The sequence below is a fragment of the Mycobacterium sp. genome (assembly GCF_019243155.1).
Classification (GTDB): Bacteria; Actinomycetota; Actinomycetes; order Mycobacteriales; family Mycobacteriaceae; genus Mycobacterium.
In genome coordinates, this window is sequence record NZ_JAFAUS010000161.1 from 1 (window position 1) to 5,595 (window position 5,595).

General features: G+C 63.9%; 6 protein-coding genes and 1 pseudogene. 3 read left to right on the top strand and 4 right to left on the bottom strand.

Going from position 1 to position 5,595, the window contains the following annotated elements; genetic code table 11:
• A pseudogene (locus JOZ00_RS07890) lies at positions 1 to 610 on the bottom strand (hypothetical protein); the annotation flags it as partial.
• A gap of 105 nt (positions 611 to 715) precedes the next feature.
• Here JOZ00_RS07890 and JOZ00_RS07895 point away from each other — a divergent pair.
• A complete protein-coding gene (locus JOZ00_RS07895; protein WP_293342092.1) occupies positions 716 to 1,000 on the top strand; it encodes a hypothetical protein in 285 nt (94 codons plus the stop codon).
• A 10-nt stretch (positions 1,001 to 1,010) separates the two neighbouring features.
• Positions 1,011 to 1,751 carry an SDR family oxidoreductase gene (locus JOZ00_RS07900; protein ID WP_293342095.1) on the top strand — a complete coding sequence of 247 codons (741 nt, stop codon included), beginning with the start codon at positions 1,011 to 1,013 and terminating at the stop codon, positions 1,749 to 1,751.
• 12 nt (positions 1,752 to 1,763) lie between these two features.
• Here the strand turns inward: JOZ00_RS07900 and JOZ00_RS07905 are convergent, their stop codons facing one another.
• The 3 genes from JOZ00_RS07905 to JOZ00_RS07915 form a co-directional block, all read right to left on the bottom strand.
• Positions 1,764 to 2,267 carry a DUF2505 domain-containing protein gene (locus JOZ00_RS07905; protein WP_293342098.1) on the bottom strand — a complete coding sequence of 168 codons (504 nt, stop codon included), beginning with the start codon at positions 2,265 to 2,267 and terminating at the stop codon, positions 1,764 to 1,766.
• 30 nt (positions 2,268 to 2,297) lie between these two features.
• On the bottom strand, positions 2,298 to 3,755 hold the full coding sequence (locus JOZ00_RS07910) for a phospholipase D-like domain-containing protein (RefSeq protein ID WP_293342101.1): 1,458 nt from the start codon (positions 3,753 to 3,755) through the stop codon (positions 2,298 to 2,300).
• Positions 3,756 to 3,849: 94 nt separating this feature from the next.
• Positions 3,850 to 4,770 (bottom strand): LysR family transcriptional regulator, encoded by a 921-nt coding sequence (locus JOZ00_RS07915; protein ID WP_293342104.1) that lies wholly within the window; start codon positions 4,768 to 4,770, stop codon positions 3,850 to 3,852.
• Between the two features lie 113 nt (positions 4,771 to 4,883).
• On the opposite strand from JOZ00_RS07915, the gene JOZ00_RS07920 reads away from it, so the two are divergent.
• The coding region (locus tag JOZ00_RS07920) for an aromatic ring-hydroxylating dioxygenase subunit alpha (protein WP_293342106.1) at positions 4,884 to 5,595 on the top strand (712 nt) is incomplete at its 3' end.

Sequence of the window (5,595 nt, forward strand, 5' to 3'; positions counted from 1 at the left end):
AACCGGATAGACCGGCTTCCACGAGTGACCAGTACCTGCTTTCGCGTTTCGTCAGCTCGTTGGACGTGATCGCACCGAAAGCGGCGGCGGCACGCTCGAACCGAATCGCCGCATCAGGCAACGCATCTGGGCCCTCGAGTCGAAAACAGCTCGGCGCAAGCGGACCGAACAGCAGTGCGCGGCGGATGTGCGGCCAATTGCGCAAATCCGGTTCGACACCGGCGGCTCGCGCGAAGGTCAGGGCCACGAGGTTCATCCGAGTCTTCTGGGACATCCCGCGCTGTGACCGATAGGCGCCGACGGCCAGCCGCTGGATGGTTTCGTCAGGCGCAGGGATGGCGCCGCCCCATGTGTACGCGATCCACCTGGCCTGAAGTTCCAATGGCACAAAGTATCCGCCCGACTGGTCCCACATGCCGACGAAGGCCAGACCCGGGAGATCGGGGTGGAACGTGTAGCGGTCGGCGTCCAGATGCACGGCGTCGAGGTCGACGACGGCTCGGATGTCGTCGCTCAGAAACCCTGCGAGAGCAGCCAGCGCGCTGCGACCAGCCCGCCGGGTCCGGCCCCGATCACGGCGACAGCTCTGCTCACCGCTGAACTGTCGCACGCGGGTGTGGGCGTTTGCAGTCGACCTATGCGCGAAACCTGAATTGGCCGACATGTTTCTCCCGCGTGATCGTTCCGCGACCGCGACGTTGGAAGCTCAATCCTTATGGCACCCCTCGCGATGATGTGCGCGCTGGTGATGGCGCTGTGCCTCGGCTACTGGCTCGGGCGGCGCGCGGGTTCGACGCCGTTGACCTGGAAAAGGCGGACGAGTCGAATCGCACTGGGAAGGCTGGCCGTTAACCTGCTCGTCCTGCTGACCGCGCGCCGCATCCGGCGAGGCTTTGCGGCCGAGCGGGTACTGCCCGACCCCCTGGGCGTGTTGGGGCTCAGATTCGTTGCGCCCGTTGCACTTCTGCGCGGTAGCCTTGCGCGAATGCGATCCTACTGACGGGAACCTGATGTCAGCACTGAGCGGCAAGGTCACACTGGTGACTGGCGCGTCCTCGGGCCTGGGCGCCGAAACGGCCAAGCTGTTTTCCCGCCAGGGTGCGACGGTGTTCGGCATCGGACGGGATACCGGACGCTTGGCCGACGTGTTCGCCGACGTGAAGAGCGGCTCGTACGCATCGGTGGACATTGCGTCCCCGCAGGCCTGCGCGGACGCGGTCGACCAGTGCGTCCGGGAGTTCGGCGGGCTGGACGTCCTGGTCAACATCGCCGGCAAGCATCAGATGCGCCGTACCGAATCGATGAGTGTCGACGAGTGGGCGAACGACCTGGCGGTGAACCTCAGCGGGCCGTTCTACCTATGCAGGGCGGCGCTGCCGCAGCTGCTGGAACGAGGCGGCAACATCGTCAACGTCAGCTCCATCGCCGGCGTCGAAGGTCAGGCCTACTCGGCCGGCTACTGCGCTGCCAAGCACGGGCTCATCGGGCTCACCCGCGCCCTGGCGGTGGAGTACACCGCGGATCGTCTGCGGGTCAATGCGGTATGCCCGGGCGGCATGCTGACGCCCCAATTGGAGCAGTTCAGCGCCCCGGACGACCCGAATTACGACCTGATTATGCGTACGGCCTCACCGCGCGGGATGATGCAACCCCTCGATGTCGCGAACGTGATCGCGTTCCTGGCCAGCGATGCGGCGGCCGCCGTTCATGGCGCCGTCTACCGGGTCGACAACGGCAAGGGCGCCGGCTAGCACCCGCGGTGGTCAGCGGTTTTCGTCGATCCAGGCGGTCGTGAAAACCATTATCTCCGAGATGCTTTCGGCCAAACCGGCTTTGATGTGCTTCTCGAGCTTGCCACCGACCAGAGGGATCTTGACCTCCACTTTTCCGGCGGAACGCAGTCGCGAGCCACTGTCCGTCGGCGCCAGCCAATTGTCCGCATGGCCCGATCCCAGAATGCCGGCTGAGATGCTGATCCGCCCGGATACCTGACCGTCAGCGTCCGGTTTCCACGTCTCGTTGTGCACGAGTTTCACGTCGCCGGGAAGAAACTTGGCAAACGGCCCCTTGAGTAGCTGGCGACCGATGTGCTGCGTAACGCCCACCGTCACCGCGCCGTCGGGGTCGATGATCAGCGTGTCCAGCGTGGTGGCGACTGCGGACCCGGCATCGACGCGGGCCTGCCAGTAACCCTCCTGGCAATATGCAGCGTGAATCTGTTCAACGCTGGCGGGCGACTCGGTCACCACCTCGAATGATCGCGACATGGCGACCATTCTTACAAAGCCGACGCGGTCTCATCCCCGCAGTCCGGTTATGAACCGTTGCACACTGCGGGTCAGAGACCGCGGGACGTGGTCGGGGTCCATCAGGTCGTTCTCCGCAAGCGGGCCCGACTCGTCGGCCACGGTGCTCTCGGTGAATGGCCGCAACGTCTTGCCGTGGCCCCGAAGTTCCTCGACCGCGGTGCGCAACGACCGGCACCGACGCAGCGCCTCTTGGAAGTCGCCGACAGAGGTACCCAGATGTTCGGCCACCAGTTGATCTCGTAAGGAGGTGATTTGGTTGCGCACAGGATCGTTGTCGGGACTGTCGGGGTGTGCCTCGATCGCCGCATCGCACTCGCTGTCGAATCCCATGGACCGGTTGTTGAGATTCGATGAGCCGACGCGCAGCAGCCGGTCGTCGATCACCAATACCTTCGAGTGGACGTAGATCGACGTGCCGCCCACGGTCGCCGGCCAGTAGATGCCCAAGCGGTCATGCTCGTCCGCTTTCCACAGCACTCGGATAAGCCGGTGTCGCGCGCTGTCCATCGTCCCGCGCTCCAGGGGGTTGTTGCCTTTGCGGGCAATGACGATCACGATCTCGGGACCGTCGCTGTCCTTGAGTCGATCCGCCAGCGCCTCGACCATGCGGCGGGATGCCAGATATTGGTTCTCGAGATAGATGGTGTGGCGCGCCGCCGCTACAGCCGCGAGGTTGAGCGCCTCCACCTCGCGAACCTCGGGCCGACTGTCCAGCTCCGGCAGAGTACGCGCGATTCCGACGTCGACGTCGCACAGGCTCGGCTGAAGTCCTGCGGGCCATGCGACGTGCCTCGCCGCAACCGGCTCCGGCGAGCCGCCCGTCGCGGTCTGCCACCGGGCCAGGGCCAGCTCGCCGAGTGCGCGCGCGGCCGCGCCGTCGACCGCCACCGTAACGTCGTGCCGCGGCCCGTAGGCGCGTCCCAGCGTCCGGCGGCGACGACTGTCATCCTTGTGCGCCGGGGTGTCCCAACGATCGACGGTGAGGTCCATGCCGCCGCAGAAAGCCACGGCGTCGTCTACGACCACGATCTTCTGATGATGGACCGAGCCGATCGGGTGGACACCGTCGATGGCGAAATGAATTCGCCTGCTGCTGAATTGGTTCAGCAGCGACACCGGGGTCAGCCCGAACCAGATGCCATCGAAGGCAGGTAGCAGGCGCAGATTGGATTTCAACAGGTACACGTGCAGATTCGGCCGCTTCCACAGCATCCAGTACAGGAAGGCGCCGAGCTGGTTGGGGCCGGGAAGCGTTTTGACGCCTCGCTCGAATGTGGTCCTGGCGTCGAAATCCCAGCCGATCAGCATGATTCGGTGTTGGGCGCGCAGCATCGCCGCCTTGACGTGCTGAAAGTAATCGGCCGCGTCGATGATGCAAGCGAACTGGTCGGCGCGCTCGACGCGCCAGCACGTCTGGCCGGGAGTCAGCAGTCGATCGTCACGCACGCCGGTTCTCTCAACGAAGATTGCTGTTGAGTGCGGACACAGCTCTGTGTACCACACCGAAGCCGCTCGTCACGACGCGAAATGGCCCGTGTGATCAGGCTCGCGCCGTGTTCTCTGTGATGATTTCGCATGCCGCCTCATAGAACGCGCTGATCAGTGTCGAGAAGGAGAGCTGGAAGGGGTGGATCATGTACACCTCGAGTCGTTCGAGGGTCCAGTCCGGCAGCACGGGCACGATGCTTCCTTCGGCCAGCTCGGTGGTGAGGATGATCTGATTGGGCATCGCCCCGATGCCGAGGCCGTGCAGGATGTACTGCTTGCATACTTGAAAGTTGTTGGAGCGGGCCCGCACCAGCGGTGAGAGCTCGACCCGACGCTTCTGCTTGGCGACCACCAGCTTCCTCGGACCGCCGTAGAAGCCGCAATCGATGAACGGCAAGGTGTCCAACTGGGCGGGTGCGGTGATCGGCTCCGCCAGTTGGCCCATGAAATCCGGTGCGGCGCAAAGGAACATCTCGAGGCTGAACACCTTGCGCGCGATCAGCATCGAGTCTTGCAGCGGCCCGGTGCCGAAGACGACGTCGAACCCGTCCTTGATCGGGTGCACAACGTCGTCCACGAGTCGGATGTCCAGTCGCGAGTGGGGATGACGCTGCAGGAACATGGCGCCGACTCTGGATGCGTAGTCGATGCCGACAAAGACCGGTATCGCGACTCGCAGTTCGCCCTGCGGCTCCTGCTTGCTGCCTTCGACCAATGCGCGCACCCCGTTGGCCTCGGCGAGGATGTTGACAGCGTGGCCGTAGATCTTCTCGCCCAAATCGGTGACCGTCAGCTGATGTGTGTTCTTCCGCAGCAATTTGATGCCGAGGTCCGCTTCCAACTTGCTCAGCTTGCGGCTGACGGTTGACTTCGGCATGCCGAGCAGCGTGGCCGCTTTCGACAGGCTGCGGCATTCGACGACCTTGCTGAATATCAGCAGGGCATCGAGGTCGAACGGCAGGTTTTGCTCCATGGCTGGTGTTCCAATAATGCAACAGCGTGTTGCGATTCGCGACCTATTTGCGGCTTTGGCGAAGTGTTACCGTCGGCCGATATGAGCTAGAGGCCGAGCTGAAGGGGGGCCTCATGAGCCAAGACGTCCTGGTAACGAAGCCGGACAGCGGCCACTGGACCGATCTGTACCCCGAACTGGGCCGCGGCCCGGTGTCGCTGGACGACTGCGTCTCCGAAGAGTTTTACGAGAAGGAACGCGAGCACGTCTTCAAGAAGACCTGGCTCTACATGGGACGGGCGGAGCGGGTGCCGCGGTCCGGCAGCTACTTCACGCGCGAACTGAAGTTCCTGAACACGTCGATCATCATCGTGCGCGGCAAGGACGACGTGATCCGCGCCTTCCACAACATCTGTCCGCACCGCGGCAACAAGATGTTGTGGAGCGATGACCCCTTCGAGGAAATCGAGGGCCGCGCGCCGGTGCTCTATTGCCGCTTCCACGGCTGGCGTTACAACCTGGATGGCTCGCTGTATGCGCCCACCCGCAAGGACCTACTGCTCGACTTCGACGCCGACAGTTGCCGCGTGCCCGCCATTCAGTGCGAAGTATGGGAAGGCTTCATCTTCATCAACCTCAACCCCGACAACAGCGAACCGTTGCGCTCCTATCTCGGTGAGCTCGCCCACGGCATCGAGGGCTATCCCTTCGGCGGGCCGCATCAGGTGTACCGCTTCAAGGCGGAGTTGCAGTGCAACTGGAAGATCTTCGTCGAGAGCTTCGCGGAGAGCTACCACGGGCCATATCTGCATGCGTCGTCGTTCGGCGCCCTGACGGCGGAGGCCA

Coding starts and splice junctions, on each gene's coding strand:
- JOZ00_RS07900 (WP_293342095.1), top strand. CDS start 1,011: ATGTCAGCACTGAGCGGCAAGGTCACACTGGTGACTGGCGCGTCCTCG.
- JOZ00_RS07895 (WP_293342092.1), top strand. CDS start 716: ATGGCACCCCTCGCGATGATGTGCGCGCTGGTGATGGCGCTGTGCCTC.
- JOZ00_RS07915 (WP_293342104.1), bottom strand. CDS start 4,770: ATGGAGCAAAACCTGCCGTTCGACCTCGATGCCCTGCTGATATTCAGC.
- JOZ00_RS07905 (WP_293342098.1), bottom strand. CDS start 2,267: ATGTCGCGATCATTCGAGGTGGTGACCGAGTCGCCCGCCAGCGTTGAA.